The organism is Stenotrophomonas rhizophila, assembly GCF_003651185.1.
Taxonomy (GTDB): Bacteria; Pseudomonadota; Gammaproteobacteria; order Xanthomonadales; family Xanthomonadaceae; genus Stenotrophomonas; species Stenotrophomonas maltophilia_Z.
The window spans coordinates 222,724-244,178 of the sequence record NZ_RCDC01000004.1 but is presented as its reverse complement, the minus strand read 5'-3'; the positions used below and the strand labels follow the sequence as shown (position 1 = coordinate 244,178).

Below are 21,455 nucleotides of genomic sequence, written 5' to 3'. Positions count from 1 at the left end.
TACCTTCTATTGCGAGCTTACATGAGCAACTCCAAGCACTCCCGCCTGTTGATCCTTGGTTCCGGCCCGGCCGGCTGGACCGCCGCCGTCTACGCCGCGCGCGCCAACCTCAAGCCCGTCGTGATCACCGGCCTGCAGCAGGGCGGCCAGCTGATGACCACCACCGAGGTGGACAACTGGCCTGGAGATGCGCACGGCCTGATGGGCCCGGACCTGATGACGCGCATGCAGGCGCACGCCGAGCGCTTCGAGACCGAGGTCATCTTCGATCACATCCACACCGCCGATGTCTCCCAGCGCCCGTTCAAGCTGATCGGTGACAGCGCCGAGTACACCTGCGATGCCCTGATCATCGCCACCGGCGCCACCGCCAAGTACCTGGGCATCCCCAGCGAAGAGGCCTTCAAGGGCCGCGGCGTGTCGGCCTGCGCCACCTGCGATGGCTTCTTCTACCGTGACCAGGACGTGGTCGTGGTCGGCGGCGGCAACACCGCCGTGGAAGAGGCCCTGTACCTGTCCAACATCGCCCGCAAGGTCTACCTGGTCCACCGCCGCGACACCCTCAAGGCGGAAAAGATCATGCAGGACAAGCTGTTCGCCAAGGTCGCCGCCGGCAAGATCGAGACCGTGTGGCACCACCAGGTGGACGAAGTACTGGGCAACGAGGCCGGCGTGACCGGTGTGCGCGTCAAGTCCACGCTGGACGGCAGCACCCGTGACATCGAGGCCCATGGCTTCTTCGTGGCGATCGGCCACCACCCCAACACCAGCCTGTTCGATGGCCAGCTGACCATGAACAACGGCTACCTGGACATCCGCTCGGGCCTGGGCGGCAACGCCACCCAGACGTCGGTGGAGGGCGTGTTCGCCGCCGGCGACGTGGCCGACCAGCACTACCGCCAGGCGATCACCTCGGCCGGCTTCGGCTGCATGGCCGCGCTGGATGCCGAGCGTTATCTGGATGCGAAGGGTCAGGCGAGCTGATCTGCCGCCCGGTGGGAGCGGCGGAACGGGCGACTTCCTCCGTTCCCCGCCCCACATTCGACTTGGAACCGGAGTGGCGATTGAGCGGGCTGGCGGAGCACTACCTGACCCCCATAGCACGTCCATCCCGGCTGGCAGACTGCCGGCTCGACATCGAGCGTCACGGGAAACTGCGGTTACCCCTTAAAATGGACTTCCACCTCTGCCCTCGAGCCCGACGAAGTCGTCACGTCGGTGATCCTCTCTACCGAAAGAGGCTCACACCCCTTACCCTCTGAGTGCAGACGGTACGCCTTTTCAACACCCTTCATGGCTGCCGTCCGGAACAAAGGATCTTGGAGCGCCAGTGCATCATTGGGGTTCGTGTGAAATCCCATCTCGACAATGATGGATGGCATCGCAGCTAAGCGGTTCTCGCCGTGGCGCCCTGATCTCCCTCCTGCGGGAAATAGTAGTTCTTGTATCGACTTAGGGTTGAAACCAGCTCCTTCATGTAACAAAGCGTATTTCTGGCCAACGACGCGTCATCGTCTCGGCCTTCATGGTAGAAGACCCTTGCGCCGGTGGCAGAGGGTTGCGCTGCATTGGTGTGAAGGTGGAAAACAGCCGCAGCACCGATGTGATTTGCCAACAATGGGCGGCTACGAATGTCCTCATCCCTTTCTCGTAGAGACGCAGTACTCCCGGGCAGGGAGTTCCATAGCTCCGGATTCCCTGGATAAAGCAGTTGCAATCTGTATCTCGCAGCCAATTTCCACCACTCCTGAAGGCTTGGGCCATGCAGGGTCGGCGAATCAGACCTGAGCCGATAGACCCTGACATTACTCCTCGCCTCCAGCCAACGCTTCAGCTCGGCCGCATACGATGAAGTCACCTCGTCCTCAATGATTCCGTTGCTTGGGTCACGCTGAAACCGCCAGTCACCGAAACCATGGTGAAAGTAAACTCCGTGCCCCGCTGAAACCGCCACTGCATCGGGAGCGCCCCGCGGGAAGGTCGACTTTGGCGGTACTGGCTGCTCAGCAGGGAAGAGCTGGTAAAGGTCTTTCCCACCGTAGCGGAACAGAGTGCCCGATGCAGGCGACACCGTCCGGGCAAGATCCAATAGAACATTGGTAATGCCGCCTTCAAAATCTTCCATCTCCGCACCTGGGCTGGCAGGCACATACCCCCTCACCACATCGACAATGATCATGCGCGTTACCAGGTCCATCCTCGCCTCAATTTGAATCCCTGGAGGCGCCTTTCCCTGGACCACCAAGGCATCTACAGACCGCTGAGCGAGTCCTGACAACATCGCATCAAGCTCCCGATCACTCTCCATTCCGGGCGGGGACGCGCCCACAGGCGACGCTATCGCCAGCCCCAAAACTGCAACAAGCAAGCACAGGGCCGCCGTCCTGCCACGCAGTCGATCCTTTTTCATCGCCAATCCCTCATGAATGCACTCTTGATGAGCGCACCGCCAGCTTGCGATGACATGTGAATGCCCGACCTTGAGCGTCGTCGCAACATCGGCGAGGTCCCAGACGCAGGATTGATGATGCTCGACCGCTTCATCGGCACCACCTCTCTCAGCGCGCCTTTCGTCAACCTGCTCTATCCTCTGCCCATGCCCGATCCACGTTTCCTGCATCGCCTGTCCGATGTCCCCGCCGCTGCCTGGGACGCCCTGCACGACGGCCGCAACCCGTTCCTGTCGCATGCCTTCCTGGCCGGCCTGGAAGAACACGGTTGCCTGCGCCCGGAGTGGGGCTGGCGCCCGCGCCACTTCACCCTGTGGGACGGGGACGCCCTGGTCGCGGCGATCCCCGGCTACCTCAAGGACAACTCCCACGGCGAGTTCGTGTTCGATCACGCCTGGGCACACGCGTACGCCCAGCACGGGCTGGACTACTTCCCCAAGTGGCTGGGCGCGGTGCCGTATTCGCCGGTGACCGGCCCGCGTTTACTTGCCGGCACCACGGAGGATCGTGGCGCGCTGCTGGCAATGCTGGCGGGCGAAGTGGCACGGCTGGGGTGGTCCTCTGCCCACATCAACTTCCACCCCGCCGACGAAGACCCCGCCTTCAGCCCGGACTGGCTGCTGCGCGAGGACATCCAGTTCCAGTGGCACAACCCCGGAAGCTGGGAGACCTTCGACGACTTCCTCGGCGCGATGGACCACAAGCACCGCAAGAACATCCGCCAGGAACGCGCCAAGCTCGCGCGCAGCGGTGTCACGTATCGCATCGTGCATGGCGATGAGGCGACCGAGGCCGACCTGCGCGCCATGCATGGCTTCTACCTGCAGACCTTCGCCGAGTACGGCAACTCGCCCGCGCTCACGCTCCCGTTCCTGCAGCATCTCGCCCGCACGATGCCGCGCGCGCTGGTGATCTTCCTGGCCGTGCTCGATGGCGAGCCGGTCGCCGGTGCGCTGTGCCTGCGCGGTGCGGACACCCTGTACGGGCGCTACTGGGGCGGTGCCACCCTGCCCGGCCTGCATTTCGAGACCTGCTATTACCAAGGGATCGCCTACTGCCTGCGCGAAGGTCTGACCCGCTTCGAGCCCGGCGCCCAAGGCGAGCACAAGCTGGCGCGCGGCTTCCTGCCGCACCGGGTGCGCAGCCGGCACTGGATAGCCGAGCCTGCCTTCGCCGAGGCACTGATGGCGTGGTGCGCACAGGAACGCGCCGAGGTCGCCCACTACGCACGTGTGCTGGCGTCGCACAGTCCGTTCAAGGCCGACCCGGCATGACCCGCCGGCTTCCCTGGCGCCTGGACGACGCGCCGGACGCCCCCTTCCCGCCCGCCGAGACCGCCCTGCGCGATCCCGACGGCCTGCTCGCCCTCGGCGGCGACCTCTCGCCGGTGCGGCTGCTCAATGCCTATGCCGGCGGCATCTTTCCGTGGTTCTCCGAAGGCCAGCCGCTGCTGTGGTGGTCGCCGGACCCGCGCATGGTGTTCCGCACCGACGGCGTGCACCTGTCCAGCCGCTTTCGTCGCTCCCTGCGCCAGAGCACCTGGACGCTGCGCGCCGATACGTGTTTCGAGCAGGTGATCGATGCCTGCGCGGCCAGCCCGCGCCCTGGCCAGGACGGCACCTGGATCACGGGTGACATGCGCGATGCGTATGTCGACCTGCACCGGCTCGGCTTCGCGCACTCGGTGGAGGTATTCGATGGCGATGCCTTGGTCGGTGGCATCTACGGGGTGGCTATCGGGCGGATGTTCTTTGGGGAGAGCATGTTCAGTGCCGCATCGGGCGGCTCCAAGGTCGCCCTGGCCGGGCTGGCCCATCGGCTGGCCAGCTGGGGGTGGCCGCTGATCGATGCGCAGGTCGAAAATGACCATCTGCTGCGCATGGGCGCTGAGCACTGGCCCCGGCAGCGCTTTCTCGCGCTGGTCCGTGAACAGGCCCTACAGCCAGCCGCCGCAGGCGATTGGGGGGATATGTTCGGCACGCTGGCCGCCGCCGACATCGCTGATCCGGACCGGCCTTAACCAAAACTTTGCATCAAACGCCCGACGCGCGTAAAATGCCCGCTCTTCAGGCCAGCTCGGCCGGTTACAGAACTGCACAGGACTACATGTCGAAAGACGACTCCATCGAGTTCGAAGGCACCGTCAGCGAGACGCTGCCGAACACCACTTTCCGCGTACGACTGGAAAATGGGCATGAAATCATCGCCCACATCTCCGGCCGCATGCGCAAGAACTACATCCGCATCCTGACGGGCGACCGCGTCAAGGTCGAAATGACCCCGTACGACCTGACCAAGGGTCGCATCACCTACCGCATGAAATAAGCGGTCCGGGGGTTGTTCCCGCCAGAAGGCCAGCCAGGTGCTGGCCTTTTCGCGTGGGCGGCATTCAGCCGGCAGCGGCCTTACCCTGCCAAGCGGCACCCTGACCCAGTGCACCCTGACGTCGGTCAGGATGCCTTGATGCAGATTCGCTCCGGCCTGCAAGCAGCCACGCTGGCGGTCGATCCAATCCGGATCACGACCCGATGGCCCCGCCATGAAGTACCTGTCTCCCCTGCTCCTGATCACCTGTCTGGCCGCCGCGTCGGCCCAGGCCGCCGAACCCACCGCCCCCGGCGACTGCATCACGCTCTCTGCCGATCAACAGCTGGTACGCAACAGGGCTGACCGCGATGTGCTGCTGCGCAATGGCGCCCAGCACTACCTGGTGCGCTTCGAACGCTCCTGCAGCAGCGCCGCGATGTCGCCGAAACTCGCCTTCGTCACGCCTGGCCGGGAGGGCCAACTCTGCGGCGCAGGGGCCAGCAACCTGCGTACCAATGCACAGAGCTGCGCGATCAGAGCCGTTGATCCGATCACCGCCGAAGAATTCACACGTAAGGCACGCGCGCGCCAGTGATCGGCCACGCACCCACGCCCGGTAAACAAAAGCCCCCTTTCGGGGGCTTTTGTATTCATCTCGACAGCACCTGCCGCCCGATTACACCGTGGCCGGCAACAGACGCTCCGGTTCGGCCTCGGTCTCGACAAACAGCTGGTCGTCGCGGACGTCGATGCTGACCTTGCCACCGTTGACCAGCTTGCCGAACAGCAGCTCGTCGGCCAGCGGACGCTTGATCTTGTCCTGGATCACGCGCGCCATCGGGCGGGCACCCATCAGCGGGTCGAAGCCATGGTGGGCCAGCCAGTCGCGCGCGGTCGGGGTGGCCGACAGGCTGACGTGCTTTTCCTGCAGCAGCATTTCCAGCTCGATCAGGAACTTGTCCACCACGCGCAGGATGTGCTCGAAGCCCAACGCCTGGAACTGCACGATCGCATCCAGGCGGTTGCGGAACTCCGGCGTGAAGCTCTTGCGGATGACTTCCATCGCGTCGGTGGCATGGTCCTGGCGGGTGAAGCCGATCGAACGCCGCGAGGCCTGGGCCGCGCCGGCATTGGTGGTCATCACCAGCACCACGTTCTTGAAGTTCGCCTCACGGCCATTGGTGTCGGTCAGCACGCCACGGTCCATGACCTGCAGCAGGATGTTGAAGATGTCCGGGTGGGCTTTTTCCACCTCGTCCAGCAGCAGCACGCAATGCGGGGTCTTGACGATCTTCTCGGTCAGCAGCCCCCCTTGGTCGAACCCGACATAGCCCGGGGGAGCACCGATCAGGCGGCTGATCGAGTGCGACTCCATGTACTCGCTCATGTCGAAGCGGACCAGCTCGATGCCCAGCTGCAGCGCGAGCTGCTTGGTCACCTCGGTCTTGCCCACGCCGGTCGGGCCGGAGAACAGGAAGTTGCCGATCGGCTTTTCCGGATTGGCCAGGCCCGAGCGGGCCAGCTTGATCGCCGAGGACAGCGTCTCGATGGCCGGGTCCTGGCCGAAGATCACCATCTTCAGGTTGCGCTCCAGATGCTGGAGCACGTCCTTGTCGGTCGCGCTGACCTGCTTGGCCGGGATGCGGGCCATCTTGGCGACGATGGTCTCGATCTCCTCGATGTCGATCAGTTCCTTGCGCTCACCGTCCGGCAGCAGGCGCTGGCGGGCACCGGCTTCGTCGATCACATCGATCGCCTTGTCCGGCAGCAGGCGGTCGTTGATGTGCTTGACCGACAGATCCACCGCGGCCTGCAGCGCGTCATCGGCGTAGGTCACGCCGTGGTGCGCTTCGTACTTGGGCTTGAGGCCCTGCAGGATCTCGTAGGTTTCGCCCACGGTCGGCTCGACGATGTCGATCTTCTGGAAGCGGCGGGCCAGGGCCCGATCCTTCTCGAAGATCCCGCGGTATTCCTGGAAGGTGGTCGAGCCGATGCAGCGCAGCTCGCCCGAGGCCAGGGCCGGTTTGATCAGGTTGGAGGCATCCATGGTGCCGCCCGAGGCGGACCCGGCGCCGATGATGGTGTGGATCTCATCGATGAACAGCACCGCGTTGGGCAGCTTCTTCATCGCGGTCAGCACGCCCTTCAGGCGCTTCTCGAAATCACCGCGGTACTTGGTCCCGGCCACCAGGGCGCCCAGGTCCAGCGAATAGATCACCGCATCGGCGAGCACGTCCGGCACGGAGCCTTCCACGATGCGCTTGGCCAGGCCTTCGGCGATCGCCGTCTTGCCCACGCCTGCCTCGCCCACATACAGCGGGTTGTTCTTGCGGCGCCGGCACAGGACTTGGATGGTGCGCTCGATTTCATCGGCACGGCCGACCAGCGGGTCGATCTTGCCGTTGCGGGCCTGCTCGTTGAGGTTGCTGGCGAACTCGGCCAGGGCATCGCCCTTGCCTTCGCCCTCAGCACCCTCGCTACGGCCCTCGCCATCGGCGGCAGGGGGCACTTCGCCCTCCTCGCCCAGCTTGGCGATGCCGTGGGAAAGGTAATTGACGATATCCAGCCGGGTGACGTCCTGCTGGTTGAGGTAGTACACGGCATGCGAGTCCTTCTCGCCGAAGATCGCCACCAGTACGTTGGCGCCGGTGACTTCCTTCTTGCCCGAGGACTGCACGTGGTACACCGCGCGCTGCAGCACGCGCTGGAAGCCCAGCGTCGGCTGGGTATCGCGCCCATCATCTTCGGCCAGGCGCGAGACCGAAGCCTCGATGGCCTGTTCCAGTTCCTGGCGCAGGCGGTCGGCATCCGCGCCGCAGGCCTTGAGGACGGCCTGGGCGGACGGGTTGTCGAGCAGTGCCAGCAGCAGGTGTTCCACCGTCATGAATTCATGCCGGGCCTCACGGGCGCGCTTGTAGCACTGTCCGATGGTGTGTTCGAGGTCTTTACTGAACATGATTAACTCCGGCGGCAGTTAGGAACAATATGCGGCCAACCTTCACGATTTCCATCACCCTAGCGGATCAGTGCGTTCAGACGGCGTTAGCACTTGCCTGATCGCGCCCGTCCATTCGACGAGCCTCCATCATGCACGAACTTCCGGCCACGAAATGGCAGCTTCACCGTGATGGCGATGTCACGGCCAGCCAAGGGGGTGCAGCGACAGCCGGTGGCGCGGAGATGGGCGTGGCGCGCGTGCCATGGTCGGACCGCCAGGACGGGCTTGGCAGCAGGCCCGGCGCAGGGCCACGCCGGCCGCTGCGGGCCGGATGTCATTGTGGGTGGAACAGTGCGGATCGCGGGCACACGCAGTGCAGGCCCGCCAGAACGTCAGCCGCTGGCCTTTTCCATCGTGCACAGCAGCGGATGCTGGTTCATGCGCGAGAACTCGTTGACCTGGGCCACCTTGGATTCGGCGACCTCGCGGGTGAACACCCCGCACACGCCGCGGCCGCGGGTATGCACGTGGAGCATCACCTGGGTGGCCTGGTCCAGATCCATCGAGAAGAAATGCTGCAGGACCGTCACCACGAAATCCATCGGGGTGTAGTCGTCGTTCAACAGCATCACCTGGTACATCGGCGGCGGCGCGACCTCAGGGCGTGCAGGCTCAAGCAGCACGCCATGGTCGTGATGAGTTTCGTGGGAAGTCTCGCGGGGCATCCCCACATTATAGGGCTCCAGCCCCCGGATTGGACGTTGCCCCCTGCCGCCCTTCACAATCTGCACTCTCCAACCAGACCTTCACAGGGATTTCATGAAAAGGATTGCTGCCGCACTGCTGCTGGCCGTGACTGCCACCGGCGCCCATGCGGCCGAGCCGGACAAGGCGGTCGGGCGTGCCCTGGACACGCTGAAGTACACCTACGAGGTGGACGAAGACGGCGACTACAAGATGGTCTTCGACATGGATGATGGCCGCAGCCAGCTGGCCTTCGTGCGCTCCACCGTCGAGGAATTCGGCAAGCACAAGATCCGTGAGATCTGGTCGCCGGCCTACAATTCGCCGGGCAAGCAGTTCCCCGCCGCCGTCGCCAACCGCCTGCTCGAAGACTCGCAGGATGCCAAGATGGGTGCCTGGGTGAAGCAGGACCAGCTGGCGATGTTCGTGGTCAAGGTCGATGCCACCGCCACCCCGGAACAGCTCAGCGACGCCATCGATGCGGCCGTCCGCACCGCCGATGCGATGGAGCTCGAACTGACCGAGCAGGACGAATACTGAGGTGAATGCCGTGCAGGAACCGCGCTGGACGCCCCATGTCACCGTGGCCACCGTGGTGGTGCGTGATGGGCGTCTGTTGCTGGTCGAGGAGGCGATCGACGGGCGCCAGGTGTTGAACCAGCCCGCTGGGCACCTGGAGCCTGACGAATCGCTGGCGGCCGCCGCCGTACGCGAAACGCTGGAAGAGACCGGCTGGACGGTGTGCCTGAGCGCCTTCATCGGTACCTACCAGTGGACCGCCCCGGATGGCACGCCGTTCCTGCGCTTTGCCTACGCGGCCGAACCGGTGTCGCACGATCCCGGCCGGCCGCTGGACGACGGCATCCTGCGCGCGCTCTGGCTGACCCCGGCCGAGCTGAAGGCCGATCCCGGCCGCCTGCGCAGCTCGCTGGTCTGGCAGGTGGTCGCCGATTACCTGGCAGGCCAGCGCCACCCGCTCTGCATCGTCAAGGAGGCTGCATGAGCACCCCGCGCATCATGGTGGGCGTCTCCGGCGGCGTGGACTCCTCCGTCGCGGCCTGGCGGCTGGTCCAGCAGGGCGAGCCCGTGGCCGGGCTGTTCATGCAGAACTGGGCCGATGACGGCAGCGGCGATTGCCGCGCCGAAGATGACCGCCGCGATGCCGTGGCCGTCTGCGGCCTGCTCGGCATCCCGTTCCACTTCCGCGATTTCTCCAGCGAGTACTGGCAAGGGGTGTTCGAGCACTTCCTGGCCGAGTACGCCGCCGGCCGCACGCCCAATCCGGACGTGCTGTGCAACCGCGAAGTGAAGTTCAAGCATTTCCTCGATGCCGCGCGTGAGCTCGGCGCCGAGCGCATCGCGACCGGGCATTACGCCCGCATCGCGCAGGCCGGCGGCCGCTGGGCACTGCTGCGCGGTGCCGACCGCAGCAAGGATCAGAGCTACTTCCTGCACCAGCTGGGCCAGCAACAGCTGGCCGCCACGCTGTTCCCGATCGGCGATCTGCAGAAGAACGACCTGCGCCGGATCGCCCGCGACGCGCGCCTGCCGACCCACGCCAAGAAGGATTCCACCGGGATCTGCTTCATCGGCGAACGCGACTTCCGCGAGTTCCTCGGCCGCTATCTGCCGGCGAAAACGGGCGAGATCCGCGATCCGGATGGCGCCCTGATCGCCGAACATCCCGGCGTGTTCTATTTCACGCTCGGCCAGCGCGAGGGCCTGAACATCGGCGGCGTGCGAGGCCGGCCGGCGGCGCCGTGGTACGTGGTCGGCAAGGATGTCGCCAGCAACGTGCTCTACGTGGACCAGGACCGCGAGAGCCCGTGGCTGCAGTCCACCCGGCTGCACTCCGAGGCCGCCCACTGGATCGCCGGCGCCCCGCCCGCGCGCCGGTTCGAGTGCACCGCCCAGACCCGCTACCGTCAGCCCGACGAGCCGTGCACCGTCACGGTGCGCGACGATGGCACCCTGGAGGTGCGCTTCGCCCGCCCGCAGCGTGCCGTCACCCCCGGTCAATCGTTGGTGTTGTATGACGATGAGGTCTGCCTCGGCGGCGCCGTCATCGCCGCCACCGATGCCCCCCTGGAACAGCGCCTTCGCGCCACCCCTTCTCCTTTCGAGGTATCTGCTGCATGAGTTTTTCCGTCGACGACCGCGTTCTTGCTCTGGCCGGCATCGCCCAGGCCCTGCAGCAGGTCCGCCGCATCGCCGAAACCGGCCACTCCGAAGCCGCCGTGGTCCGCACCGCGGTGGAGAGCGTGTTCCGCATTGACGCGGCCAGCCCGCAGGAGATCTACGGCAGTGCCAGCAATGTCGCCCCCGGGCTGCGCCTGCTGCACAACTACCTGAGCAGCCAGGGCCAGGACGAGCACCTGCCTCGCCTGGCCTTGTCCGTGCTGCAGCTGGAGCGGCGGTTCGTGCGCGAGCACGAGATCGTGGCCAAGGTCAGCACCGGCATCGAGCGCGCCCAGGCCCAGGCCAGCGAACTCGGCGACAGCGCCCACCCGGATGTGCTCGCCGCGCTGGGCGGCCTGTACGCAGACACCATCAGCAACCTCAAGCCGCGCGTGATGGTCCAGGGCAATCCGCACTACCTCGGCCAGGCCGGCGTGGTCGCCGAGATCCGCGCCCTGCTGCTGGCGGCGGTCCGCTCGGCGGTGCTGTGGCGCCAGACCGGCGGCCAGTACTGGGACTTCCTGTTCTCCCGCAAAACGATGCTCGAAGCGGTCGCGCGCCAGCTCCGCTGAGCCGCCGTGGAGGGGCCGCCGACGGGATCGGCGGCCCAGCGTTGTGCCCCTTGGATCGAGGCAAGTGGCTATCGACGGGCGGAAAAATCATGAGGACGGCTAAAGCAAACCGGGGTACGGCCGATACAGCATCCGTGCACCTCCCCGAGAACGTCCATGTACTCACGCCTCTTCATTCGTCTGGCCGCCCCCCTGGTCCTGACCCTTCTGCTTCCCTTTGCCATCGGCTTCGAGTGGCCAGCCGCCCTGCGTTGGGCGATCCTGAGCACGATGACGCTCAGCTGGCTCGGGTTTGCCTGGTGGAGCGCCCGCGCCCAGACCCAGCGTTCGCCTGAGCAGGCCCGCATCCTGCGCGAGCAGGACCAGTTGCTGACCGAGCTGCGCTCGTTTGTCGGCAACGAAATCGAGGGCTCGCGTGGCGAAGTCGAACGTGCCCGCGATCTGATCCGTCATGCGGTCGGTGGCCTGGGCAGCAGCTTCGATGCCATGAACCGCAAGTCGCGCCAGCAGAGCCAGGCCCTGGCCCGCATCGTCGACCGCGCCGGTGACGAAGGTGGCGCCGGCGTCGACGTGGCCCGTTTCGCCCAGCATGCCAGCCACCGCATGGAGCAGCTGGTCGAGGCGCTGGAGCAGGTCAGTGGCCAGAGCAGCACCACCGTGCAGCACATCGACCAGATGGCGCAGCACCTGGATGGCATCTTCGCGCTGCTGGAAGACGTCAAGTCGATTGCCGACCAGACCAACCTGCTGGCCCTGAACGCTGCCATTGAGGCCGCGCGTGCCGGTGAAGCCGGCCGCGGTTTCGCGGTGGTCGCCGATGAAGTCCGCAACCTGTCCGAGCGCTCCACCACCTTCAACGAGCAGATCCGCAAGCTGGCGCACAGCTCCAAGGACGCCATCGCCAAGGTGCGCGAGACCGTCTCGCACATGGCCTCGCGCGATATGGACCGCTCCCGCGAAGCGCGCCATGAAGCGGCGCAGATGCTGGACAACGTGGCCCAGATCAACGCCTCGCTGGGTGACGGCATGCGCGAGATCTCCGAGTGCGGCCGCGCCATCGACAGCAGCGTCGCCGAAGCCGTGCGTGCCCTGCAGTTCGAGGACATCGCCACCCAGGCCCTGGGCGGCGTGCACACCCACCTGGATCGCCTGACCGCGATCAACCGCGAAGCGGTGGCCCTGCAGGAACTGCTGCACCGCAGTGGCGGCGTGTTCGACGAAGAAGTCGTGACCGCCCTGCAGCGCACCGGCACCCGCCTGCGCGACATGCGCACCGAGTGGGAGCGCCCGCCGCACAAGGCCGTCGCCCAGCAGAGCATGGCGGCCGGCGCGGTCGAGCTGTTCTGATCCAGCGGTACCGTGCCCCTCCCGGCACACCCTTCGGCCCCGGTTTACCCCGGGGCCGTTGTGCTTGCACTACCCGCCTTGGCTGCAGATGATTACCTGATGTTGAACGCGTCCATGCTGTCCGTTGCATCTGTTGTCCCCGCCGAGCTGGAGCCGGCGGTGCCGGGCAGTGACGCCGTCACGCTCGCTGCCGCACCTGCCGCTGCGGCAACGCCACTGCAGGGCCGCGCCCTGATCGCCCGGCTGGAGCAGCTTGCCCAGCAGGAGCTGGCGCAGCTGGTCAAGCGACCCTCGCCCGCCCTTGCCGCACTGCCACCCGCGATCGACCCTGCCCTCGCCGGCCTGGCCTGGGATCTGGGCTTGAGCGGTGATGATCTTGGTGCTGCTGCGCGCTGAAGGCGCGGCATCCGCCACGCCCCCCGATCCGCCTGTATCGACGCAGTTGCCGGCGCACAATTGCTCCGTCGCGGATCCGCGAAAGGCATTCAACATGGATATCCTCCCGCCTTGCCTGGCGTGAGCCTGCCGATGCGCGACTACTACCGGATCGAATGCTGCACAGCCGAACGTAAACGTACGCTCGGCTATTGCTGCCTGCCCATCCCGTTGTGAGACACGTTGGTGGCGAGGATCGACTGCAAGGCCCGCCGCGGGGAGGGTCGATTGCAGGTGGGCGCTCCACCGCTTTGCCGCGTTCAATGGATGTGAGGCTGGCGACGCCGTTGGCACCCCCGCCTGACGCACCGTGTCAGGTCAGGCGGGCAGCCCCGCACAGGGCGACGTCGGCCGCCCTCAAACGCTTTGCGTCACCGCCGCATAACTCTCGCGTGGCGGCGTCTGGGTGCCCAGCTTCAACCACAGCGCCAGATCACGCGGCGCCAGCGGCCGCGAGTACAGGTAGCCCTGAATCTCATCGCAGCCCTGGCGGCGCAGCATCGCCTCTTCCTGCTCGGTCTCCACGCCTTCGGCCACGACCTTCATGCCCAGCGCGTGGCCCAGGTGCACGATCGCCTGGGTGACTTCGGCGGTGCCGGCATCGTGCAGCATGCCCTGCACGAAGCTGCGGTCGATCTTGAGGCGGCCGACCGGGAAGCGGTTGAGATAATGCAGGTTCGAGAAACCGGTGCCGAAATCGTCGACCGCCAGCGGCACGCCGTGGCGCTCCAGCACATCGAAGCAATGACGCAGCACCTCGGTGTCACGGATCAGGGCGGACTCGGTCAGCTCCAGTTCGAGGCGCTGCGGCGGCCAGCCGTGGGCGTGGCAGATGTCGATCACGCGCTCGGCAAAGCCGCGGTCGCGCAGCTGCACGGCTGAAACGTTCACCGCCACGCGGTCGAACTCCAGGCCGGCAGCATCCCACGCGGCGGCTTGGCGGCAGGCTTCGGCCAGCACCCAGTCGCCAATCCGGACGATCTCGCCGCACTTTTCGGCAATCGGGATGAACTCGGCCGGGCTGCAGTAGCCGATGCCGGGGCGATGCCAGCGCAGCAGCGCTTCGATCGCCGGGGGCTGGTCGTTCTCGGCATGCATCAGGGGCTGGTAGGCCAGGGTGAACTCTTCGCGTTCGATCGCGCCAAGCAGCGCGTGCTCGATCTCCAGCTTGCGCTGGATCTTGGCCAGCGCGTCCTGGCTGTAATACTGGTACGTGTTGCGCCCGGCTTCCTTGGCCGCGTACATCGCCGCATCGGCAGCGCGCAGCAGCGATTCGAAATCCTGGCGGCTGTCGTCGAGCATCGCGATGCCGACGCTGGCGCCGACCTTCAGCGTGCTCTCGCCGCGGTGCAGTGGTTCGGCCAGCGAGGCGATCAGCTTGCGTGCCACATGCCCGGCATCTTCCGGGGCGGCCAGGTCGCGCAGCACCACGATGAACTCGTCGCCGCTGAAACGGCCGAACAGGTCGTTGTTGCGCAGGCTCTGGTGCAGGCGCGAGGCGGCCGCCTTGAGCAGCGCATCGCCGGTGGCGTGGCCGAAGGTGTCGTTGATGGTCTTGAAGCCATCCAGATCGATGAACAGCATCGCCAGCGGGCTACCACGATCGCGCGCCACCTCGATGGCGTCGGCGGTCTGCTCGCGCAGCAGCATCCGGTTCGGCAGGCCGGTGAGCAGGTCGTAATGCGCCAGCAGCTCGATGCGCTCGTTGGCTTCGCGCTCGCGGGTGATGTCACGGAACAGCACCACGAAGCGGGTCGGCAGGCCGTCGCGGCGGTCCAGTTCGATCAGCACCTGCACCCAGATGCGCAGCCCGGACTGCCGGTAGAAACACAGGTCCAGCTGCTCGGGCAGCCCGCCTTCGGCGATCCGCAGCAGCGCGGCCTCGAAGGCGTCGCGCGAGTCCTGGGTGTACAGGCTCAGCGCCTGGTCCAGGCTGATCGGCTCTTTGCGCAGGCCGTGGATGCGGTAGCACTCCTCGGTCCACTGCATGTGGCGGGTGCCCACCTCGATCTCGCAGCCGCCGATGCGGCCCAGCGCGGAGACGCGGTTGAGCAGCTCGGTGCGCCAGCGGATCAGCGCATCGGTCTGGTGTTGTTCGGTGATGTTCTGGACCTGGCCGAGCAGGCGCTGGATCCGCCCGTCCGGCCCGATCAACGGCTGCATCCACACGCGCAGGTGCAGCGCGCCGCCGTTGTCACGGATCAGCTCCAGCTCCAGCGTGGTGGCCGCGCCATCGCGCCACATCCGGCGCCAGGCGCCACGCAGCCGGCCGCGGGAGTGCGGCTCCAGCTGACGCAGCCAGTGGCGGCGGCCGTGCAGCGGTGCGTCACCGGTCTCCAGCAGCGCCCGGAACTCGGGCGACCACCAGAACTGGCGCGCCTCCGGATCCCACGACCAACTGCCCATGCTGGCGATCCGCTGGGCTTCGCGCAGGTGCACCTGCTGCTCGCGCAGCTGGGCTTCCATCTGCTTCTGGGCCTGGATGTCGGTGTGGGTACCGACCATGCGCAGCGGCTGGCCGTCGGCCGTGCGGGTGACCACGCGGCCGCGGTCCAGCACCCAGCGCCACTCCCCGTTGGGGTGGCGGGCACGGAACTGGGTGGTATAGGCCTCGCTATCGCCGCGCAGGTGGGCATCCATCGCCACACGCACCGCTGGCTGATCGTCCGGGTGGACGTTCTCCAGCAGCGCGCTGACACCTTCGGCGTGACTGTGTGACTCCTCGATGGGCTGGCCGTCCCAGCGCCGAGAGCGGCGCACGCTGTCACTGGGCAGATCCCAATCCCACATCCCATGCCCGGCATGATCCAGGGCCACCTCCCAGCGGCTGCCCGCGTAGGCGGCGACCGGCTCGGGCACGCTCAGGGTGAAGGCCAGCAGGTGCCCATCCGGATCGTGCACGGCGCGCATCCAGCCATCGAAACGACCACCGGGCCCGCCGGGAAGCTGGCAGGGCACCAGCCCGCCATCTGCGGCGAGCAGGCGCAGGTCTTCCAGCACCTCCCCGTAGGCGGCGACCGTTGCAGGCAGGCCATGCTCACGCGCGGCCGGGTTGGCAGCGATCGGGCGACCGGCACGGTCGAGGATCACCAGCGCCGAGGCCAATGGGTGCTGCAGCAGACTCGCGATAATCCCTTGGTCCACGCCCTGTAACTCCGATAACGCACCCGACAACCGGGGAACGCAATCGTTAACGGCGGAGATTGCGGTTTATTGAGTTCCCTGGCGTCCTGCATCCTCGCCCGGGGCAGGTAAGATGACACTCGCCTTGTCCGATTGGCCCCGCCCTGCCCCATGTCGACCCACCTGCCAGGCCCTTCCGAACCCGCTGCCGAGACCCCGCTGGCACGCGATCTGCGCCGGGACCGCTGGCGTGTGGTCGTGGCCTACCTGGTACTGGCCATGGTGTGGATCCTGAGCAGCGACGCGGCGGTCAAGGTGGTGGCCTCGGATCTGCAGACGGCCGCGCAGTGGCAGACCCTCAAGGGCACGTTCTTCGTGGTCGCCAGCGCGGCACTGATCTATCTGCTGCTGCGCCCGCTGGCCCAGCACGTGCTGCACACCCACGCGCGGCTGGAGAATTCGGAAACGCGCCACCGGCAGATGTTCGAAGGCAATCCCGGTCCGATCCTGGTCTACGATCTGGAGTCGCTGGCCATCCTGGACGTCAACCCGGCCGCGGCCAGCTTCTTCGGCTTCAGCCGCGAGACCTTCACCGCGATGCTGATCACCGCGCTGTGGCCGCCCGGCCACGAGGCCATGCTGGAGGCCAAGCTGGATCACATCCGCGCCAATCCCGAGCAATTGTGCGTGATCACCGCCGATCTGCGCCTGAGCGACGGCAGCACCCGGCGCATGGAAATGCGCAGCAACTTCATCGATTACGGCGGCCGCCGCGCGCGTCTGTTGATCGCGATCGACCGCACCCGCGAAGACCAGGCTTTGTTGCGCCGCGACCAGGCGCTGGCCCGGGTGGAAGAAGCGCACGAGATGGCGCGCATCGGCGCATGGGAGATCGATCCGGCCACCGGCCTGGGCCGCTACGCCAATCAGGTGTATCGCCTGCTCGGGCGGCGCGCACCCGAAGCCCGGCGCTGGCACCGGTTCGATGAGCTGCTGGTGCCGGCCGATCCGGCCACGGCGGCGCTCAGCGAACAGCTGTTGCAGGAAATGAGCTCCGGCGAGCCCGTGCAGATCGATGTGCTGCTGCCGCTGCTGGCGATGGACGGGCGCGCCCTGATGGTGCACCTGCGCGCTGAGAGCGGCCAGGACGACGCCGGCCGCCCGCGCGTGCTGGGCACCCTGCAGGACGTCACCGAACGCGAGCAGTCGCGCCGCCTGCTGCGTGAGCGCGAAGAACAGTTCCGCGAGCTGGTGCGGGTACTGCCTGATGGCGTGGTGATCCTGTCCGAGGAGCACGTGCTGTACGCCAATGCCTGCGCGGCCACCCAGTTCGGCTACGGCCACAACACCCTGCTCGGCGAGCCGCTGGCCGCGCTCGTCACCGACGACGACCTGCCCCGGGTGCGGGCGCAGTTGTTCGCCCAGTTGCCCCTGCAGAGCGCGGGGGCTGGCGAAGTGATCGGCATGCGCCGCTTCAACGGCCAGGCGTTCCAGGCCGGCCTGGCCGTTGGCGATGTGCGCTACGGCGGGCGCAACTGCAAGCTGTTGATCGTGCGCGACCTCAGCGAGCCCGAGCGCATCCGCGAGGCGCTGGAAACCAGCAACCGTGAGCTGCAGGCGATGGCCGGGCGGCTGTTTTCGCTGCAGGAGGACGAGCGCCGGGCGATCTCGCGCGATCTGCACGACGATATCGGCCAGGCGATCACCGCGATGAAACTGTCTGCCTACGCCGCCCAGGACGAGCAGGACGCCGCCCGCCGCGATGAAGACCTGGCCCAGATCATCCAGCTGGCCGATGCGACCGTCGGCAAGCTGCGCGACATTTCCACCCTGCTGCGCCCCCCGCAGCTGGATGCGCTGGGTCTGGAAGCGGCGCTGCGCTGGCAGGCCGGCGTGCTGTTCCGCTCGGCGGCGATCGAACTGCTGCCGGACATCCAGTCCCTGCCCCGGCGCCCGGCCGGCGACATCGAACAGGCGTGCTTCCGCATCGCACAGGAAAGCCTGACCAACGTGCTGCGCCATGCCCGCGCCAGCCAGGTCAACCTGCACCTGCGCGATGTGGACGACCACGGCCTGCACCTGCAGGTGCGCGACGACGGCGAGGGCTTCGACCCGGACGGCCCGCGCGGGCTGGGACTGATCGTGATGCGCGAGCGCGCGCAGAGCGTGGGTGGCACATTGCGCATCGAATCGGCGCACGGCGCCGGTACCCTGATCGACCTTTACCTGCCGTACCGCGCCACCGGCGCGACGGCTCACGACACCCTGGAACACTGAGCTCATGTGGAACCCTTCTCTGCCCCTGGTCAGCATCGAGGACGCCCCGCCCCGCCTGGGCGCCGGCAACCCCGAACTGCAGGCGATGGTGACCGAGGCCGCCTCCGGCGGCACGCCGCTGATGCTGATGCACGTGGATATCGACCACTTCGCTTCGGTCAACGAGAACATGAGCGCCGAGGTCGGCGACCAGGCGCTGGTGCTGGTCGCCCAGCGCCTGCAGCACCACCTGCGCGGGCGCGGCAAGCTGTGGCGCCACGGCAGCGATGAATTCCTGCTGGCCGTGCCGCGTACGGCCGACATGCCACTGCCCGAGGACCTGGCCGAGGAAATCCGCCAGCAACTGGAGCTGCCGCTGTCGGTGCTGCCGTACACGCTGTTCATGACCGGCAAGCTGGGCGTGAGCCTGTGCCCGGAGCACGCCACCGGTGTCTCGCGCCTGCTCGACCACGCCGAAGACGCGCTGTACCAGGCCGCCCGCGAAGGCGGCAATGCGGTGCGCATCCACGCCGTGGATACGCCGTCCAGCGCGCACAGCGAGAGCATCATCGCGCGCCAGATTGTCGACGCGATCCCCAATGGCGAGCTCAAGCTGCGTTACCAGCCGCTGGTCAGCGCCCGCGACGGCCACGTGGTCGGCATGGAAGCACTGCTGCGCTGGCAATCGCCCACGCTGGGCATGCTGGTGCCGGAGCGCTTCATGCGCACCGCCGAACGCCTGGGCATCATCGTGCAGATCGGCACCTGGGTGCTGGAAGGCGCGCTCAAACAGGCCAAGCTGTGGCGCGACCAGGGCTTCGACGATTTCACCATCGCGGTGAACGTGTCCACGCTGCAGCTGCTGCGCCCGAACTTCTTCGCCGAGGTGATGTCGCTGCTGCAGGCCGCCGGCGTGCCGGCGCACATGCTCACGCTGGAGATCAACGAAAGCGCGCTGACCAACAACGTCAACTTCGTCCACGAGACGCTGGTCAACCTGCGCAACGAAGGCATCAGCCTGAGCCTGGACAACTTCGGCACCGGTGATTCCAGCCTCAGCGCGCTGGTCCGGTATCCGGTGGACAAGCTCAAGATCGACCGCAGCTTCATCAAGAGCGCGCCGGCCGGCAACCGCGAGGCCGCGATCGCCCGCGCGATCATAGCCATGGGCCACCAGCTGGGCATGACCGTGATCGCCAACGGCGTGGAATCGCAGGCCCAGCTCGGCTTCCTGCGCCGCAACGACTGCGATGTGTTCCAGGGCTATCTGTTCGGTGAGCCGATGTCGGCCGATGCCGCCGGCATGACCCTGCGCCGCCGTTACCTGCGTCCGGAGGCCTTCGCAGAAACCCGTCCTGACCGCACGCTGCTGCTGCTGGACGACGAAGAAAACGTGCTGCGTTCGCTGGTGCGCCTGTTCCGCCGCGACGGTTACCGCATCCTGGCTGCCGGCAACGTGCGCGATGCCTTTGATCTACTGGCCATCAACGACGTGCAGGTGATCCTGTCCGATCAGCGCATGAGCGACATGAGCGGCACCGAGTTCCTGGGCCGGGTGAAGATGCTCTACCCGGATACGATCCGCCTGGTGCTGTCCGGCTACACCGACCTCAACACCGTGACCGACGCGATCAACCGTGGCGCGATCTACCGGTTCCTGACCAAGCCGTGGAACGATGATGAGCTGCGCAAGCACATCCACCAGGCATTCCGCACGCATGAGGAGCAGCGCCGGGCGAACACGGCACCGGCGCCAGCGCTGCCGGCAGTCGACGCGGATTGAGGCTGCCTGAAAGCCCGCGACTGCGGGCCAGCGGCCGGCGCGACCGCTGCCGGCTCAGCGCGGCTGCTTGATCGGCAGCACCAGCCGGAACTTGGAGCCCACGCCCGGCGTGCTCTCCAGATCGATGCGGCCATGGTGCTTGTTGATGATGCTGTAGGAGATCGACAGCCCCAGCCCGGTGCCGCTGCCGACCGGCTTGGTGGTGAAGAACGGATCGAAGATGCGCTGGCGCAGGTCCGGCGAGATGCCGCCGCCGGTGTCTTCGAACTCCACCCAGACCGTGTCGCCGTCCACGCCGGTGCGCACATGGATCGTGCCGCGGTCGGCAATGGCGTGGCCGGCGTTGAGCAGCAGGTTCATGTACACCTGGTTCAACTCCGACGGCAGGCACTCCACCAGCGGCAGCTGGCCAAACTCGCGGTGCAGGGTCACCTTGTATTTGAGCTCGTTCCAGATGATGTTGATCGTGGATTCCAGGCCCGCGTGCAGGTCCACCAGCTTCCACGACTCATCCCGGCCAGAATACGAGAAGTCCTTCAGATCGCGTACGATCCGGGTCACCCGCTCGATGCCCTCGCGTGATTCGGCCATCAGCTGCGGCAGATCGCGGCTGATGAAATCGATGTCGAAGCGTTGGCGGATGTCATCGATTTCCGGGATCAACGCCTTCGGATCTGGTGCTCGCAGGGCGCGCTCGTAGGCTTCGATCACGGTGAACAGGCTGCGCAGGTATTCCTGCAGGCTGCCGAGGTTGGAGTGCACATAACCAATCGGGTTGTTGATCTCGTGCGCCACACCAGCGGCGAGCTGGCCGATCGAGGCCATCTTCTCCGACTGCAGCAGCTTTTCCTGGGTGCCGTTGAGGCGCAGGTACGCCTGGCGCAGTTCGGCATGGCGCTGCTGCAGCTCGCGCTCGTAATCCTCTTGGCCTTCGATGCGGCGGAACAAGGCCAGATAGTGTCGCTGGCCGCCATCGTCGTGATGGTAGACATGGGCGATGACCATGCGCTCGCCGACCGGCAGGCTGCCGTTCCAGTGGCCGTTGAGGCGCGCCTGTTCCAGCGCATCCGGTGGCAGCAACTGGCGCAGCCATTGCGCTGGGGTCAGTTCGGCATCGCGCTCGGCCTGGCCGAGGATCTCGCTGACGGCGGCATTGGCCAGGGCCACGCTGCCATCCTCGCGGAACAGCAGCACGCCCTCCTTGATCCGTTCAAACAGGGCAAGCAGGACCGGATGCGGGGGCAACGGGGCGGTGACAAGGGCGGAAGTTACGGTCACGGTCACATCGAGGCGGCGGGAAACAGGCGCTCAATATACGCGGT

18 protein-coding genes are annotated in these 21,455 nt (G+C 66.6%); 13 read left to right on the top strand and 5 right to left on the bottom strand.

Annotated features, from left to right (window positions below; all coding sequences use genetic code 11):
- Positions 1-21: 21 nt before the first annotated feature.
- Positions 22-984: a thioredoxin-disulfide reductase gene (gene trxB / locus BCL79_RS01135; RefSeq protein ID WP_121036780.1), complete on the top strand. Its 963-nt coding sequence runs from the start codon at positions 22-24 to the stop codon at positions 982-984.
- A 403-nt stretch (positions 985-1,387) separates the two neighbouring features.
- On the opposite strand, the gene BCL79_RS20190 is transcribed toward trxB, so the two are convergent.
- A complete protein-coding gene (locus BCL79_RS20190; protein WP_183073617.1) occupies positions 1,388-2,179 on the bottom strand; it encodes an N-acetylmuramoyl-L-alanine amidase in 792 nt (263 codons plus the stop codon).
- Between the two features lie 417 nt (positions 2,180-2,596).
- Here BCL79_RS20190 and BCL79_RS01120 point away from each other — a divergent pair, with 417 nt between their 5' ends.
- From BCL79_RS01120 to BCL79_RS01105, 4 genes are all read left to right on the top strand, one after another.
- Entirely contained in the window at positions 2,597-3,724 is a 1,128-nt protein-coding gene (locus BCL79_RS01120; protein ID WP_121041044.1) for a GNAT family N-acetyltransferase, read from the top strand.
- Positions 3,721-4,470, top strand: coding sequence for a leucyl/phenylalanyl-tRNA--protein transferase (gene aat, locus BCL79_RS01115; RefSeq protein WP_121036778.1), 750 nt, complete (start codon positions 3,721-3,723; stop codon positions 4,468-4,470). The genes BCL79_RS01120 and aat overlap by 4 nt, the downstream gene beginning before the upstream one ends.
- Before the next feature lie 86 nt (positions 4,471-4,556).
- A complete protein-coding gene (infA, locus tag BCL79_RS01110) occupies positions 4,557-4,775 on the top strand; it encodes a translation initiation factor IF-1 (protein WP_005409596.1) in 219 nt (72 codons plus the stop codon).
- Positions 4,776-4,989: 214 nt separating this feature from the next.
- Positions 4,990-5,352, top strand: a complete 363-nt coding sequence (locus BCL79_RS01105; RefSeq protein ID WP_121036777.1) for a hypothetical protein — start codon at positions 4,990-4,992, stop codon at positions 5,350-5,352.
- Between the two features lie 81 nt (positions 5,353-5,433).
- Here BCL79_RS01105 and clpA read toward each other — a convergent pair whose 3' ends face one another.
- Positions 5,434-7,713, bottom strand: a complete 2,280-nt coding sequence (gene clpA, locus BCL79_RS01100) for an ATP-dependent Clp protease ATP-binding subunit ClpA (RefSeq protein WP_121036776.1) — start codon at positions 7,711-7,713, stop codon at positions 5,434-5,436.
- A gap of 374 nt (positions 7,714-8,087) precedes the next feature.
- On the bottom strand, positions 8,088-8,420 hold the full coding sequence (clpS, locus tag BCL79_RS01095; protein WP_121036775.1) for an ATP-dependent Clp protease adapter ClpS: 333 nt from the start codon (positions 8,418-8,420) through the stop codon (positions 8,088-8,090).
- Positions 8,421-8,514: 94 nt separating this feature from the next.
- On the opposite strand from clpS, the gene BCL79_RS01090 reads away from it, so the two are divergent.
- The 6 genes from BCL79_RS01090 to BCL79_RS01065 all read left to right on the top strand — a co-directional run bounded on the left by BCL79_RS01090 (position 8,515) and on the right by BCL79_RS01065 (position 12,932).
- On the top strand, positions 8,515-8,979 hold the full coding sequence (locus BCL79_RS01090) for a YbjN domain-containing protein (RefSeq protein ID WP_121036774.1): 465 nt from the start codon (positions 8,515-8,517) through the stop codon (positions 8,977-8,979).
- A gap of 1 nt (position 8,980) precedes the next feature.
- Positions 8,981-9,442, top strand: a complete 462-nt coding sequence (locus BCL79_RS01085; RefSeq protein WP_121036773.1) for an NUDIX hydrolase — start codon at positions 8,981-8,983, stop codon at positions 9,440-9,442.
- Positions 9,439-10,578, top strand: coding sequence for a tRNA 2-thiouridine(34) synthase MnmA (gene mnmA, locus BCL79_RS01080; RefSeq protein ID WP_121036772.1), 1,140 nt, complete (start codon positions 9,439-9,441; stop codon positions 10,576-10,578). Before BCL79_RS01085 ends, mnmA begins: the two co-directional genes overlap by 4 nt.
- Positions 10,575-11,189, top strand: a complete 615-nt coding sequence (gene hflD, locus BCL79_RS01075) for a high frequency lysogenization protein HflD (RefSeq protein ID WP_121036771.1) — start codon at positions 10,575-10,577, stop codon at positions 11,187-11,189. Before mnmA ends, hflD begins: the two co-directional genes overlap by 4 nt.
- A 156-nt stretch (positions 11,190-11,345) precedes the next feature.
- Positions 11,346-12,536 (top strand): methyl-accepting chemotaxis protein, encoded by a 1,191-nt coding sequence (locus BCL79_RS01070; protein WP_121036770.1) that lies wholly within the window; start codon positions 11,346-11,348, stop codon positions 12,534-12,536.
- Between the two features lie 99 nt (positions 12,537-12,635).
- Positions 12,636-12,932, top strand: coding sequence for a hypothetical protein (locus BCL79_RS01065; RefSeq protein ID WP_147433823.1), 297 nt, complete (start codon positions 12,636-12,638; stop codon positions 12,930-12,932).
- Between the two features lie 396 nt (positions 12,933-13,328).
- Here the strand turns inward: BCL79_RS01065 and BCL79_RS01060 are convergent, their stop codons facing one another.
- Positions 13,329-16,115, bottom strand: a complete 2,787-nt coding sequence (locus BCL79_RS01060; RefSeq protein ID WP_121036768.1) for a bifunctional diguanylate cyclase/phosphodiesterase — start codon at positions 16,113-16,115, stop codon at positions 13,329-13,331.
- Positions 16,116-16,265: 150 nt separating this feature from the next.
- Between BCL79_RS01060 and BCL79_RS01055 the strand changes: the two genes are divergently transcribed.
- Positions 16,266-18,371: a PAS domain-containing sensor histidine kinase gene (locus BCL79_RS01055; RefSeq protein WP_121036767.1), complete on the top strand. Its 2,106-nt coding sequence runs from the start codon at positions 16,266-16,268 to the stop codon at positions 18,369-18,371.
- Between the two features lie 4 nt (positions 18,372-18,375).
- Complete coding sequence (locus BCL79_RS01050; protein WP_121036766.1) at positions 18,376-20,133, top strand: EAL domain-containing protein; 1,758 nt, start codon at positions 18,376-18,378, stop codon at positions 20,131-20,133.
- Between the two features lie 54 nt (positions 20,134-20,187).
- Here BCL79_RS01050 and BCL79_RS01045 read toward each other — a convergent pair whose 3' ends face one another.
- On the bottom strand, positions 20,188-21,411 hold the full coding sequence (locus BCL79_RS01045) for an ATP-binding protein (protein WP_121041042.1): 1,224 nt from the start codon (positions 21,409-21,411) through the stop codon (positions 20,188-20,190).
- Positions 21,412-21,455: the final 44 nt, after the last annotated feature.

Bases quoted from the DNA above. Each gene is read 5' to 3' on its own strand.
- BCL79_RS01120 (WP_121041044.1), top strand. From the start codon at position 2,597: ATGCCCGATCCACGTTTCCTGCATCGCCTGTCCGATGTCCCCGCCGCT.
- infA (WP_005409596.1), top strand. From the start codon at position 4,557: ATGTCGAAAGACGACTCCATCGAGTTCGAAGGCACCGTCAGCGAGACG.
- BCL79_RS01105 (WP_121036777.1), top strand. From the start codon at position 4,990: ATGAAGTACCTGTCTCCCCTGCTCCTGATCACCTGTCTGGCCGCCGCG.
- clpS (WP_121036775.1), bottom strand. From the start codon at position 8,420: ATGCCCCGCGAGACTTCCCACGAAACTCATCACGACCATGGCGTGCTG.
- trxB (WP_121036780.1), top strand. From the start codon at position 22: ATGAGCAACTCCAAGCACTCCCGCCTGTTGATCCTTGGTTCCGGCCCG.
- hflD (WP_121036771.1), top strand. From the start codon at position 10,575: ATGAGTTTTTCCGTCGACGACCGCGTTCTTGCTCTGGCCGGCATCGCC.
- BCL79_RS01055 (WP_121036767.1), top strand. From the start codon at position 16,266: ATGTCGACCCACCTGCCAGGCCCTTCCGAACCCGCTGCCGAGACCCCG.
- mnmA (WP_121036772.1), top strand. From the start codon at position 9,439: ATGAGCACCCCGCGCATCATGGTGGGCGTCTCCGGCGGCGTGGACTCC.
- aat (WP_121036778.1), top strand. From the start codon at position 3,721: ATGACCCGCCGGCTTCCCTGGCGCCTGGACGACGCGCCGGACGCCCCC.
- BCL79_RS01070 (WP_121036770.1), top strand. From the start codon at position 11,346: ATGTACTCACGCCTCTTCATTCGTCTGGCCGCCCCCCTGGTCCTGACC.
- clpA (WP_121036776.1), bottom strand. From the start codon at position 7,713: ATGTTCAGTAAAGACCTCGAACACACCATCGGACAGTGCTACAAGCGC.
- BCL79_RS20190 (WP_183073617.1), bottom strand. From the start codon at position 2,179: ATGATCATTGTCGATGTGGTGAGGGGGTATGTGCCTGCCAGCCCAGGT.
- BCL79_RS01050 (WP_121036766.1), top strand. From the start codon at position 18,376: ATGTGGAACCCTTCTCTGCCCCTGGTCAGCATCGAGGACGCCCCGCCC.
- BCL79_RS01065 (WP_147433823.1), top strand. From the start codon at position 12,636: ATGTTGAACGCGTCCATGCTGTCCGTTGCATCTGTTGTCCCCGCCGAG.
- BCL79_RS01090 (WP_121036774.1), top strand. From the start codon at position 8,515: ATGAAAAGGATTGCTGCCGCACTGCTGCTGGCCGTGACTGCCACCGGC.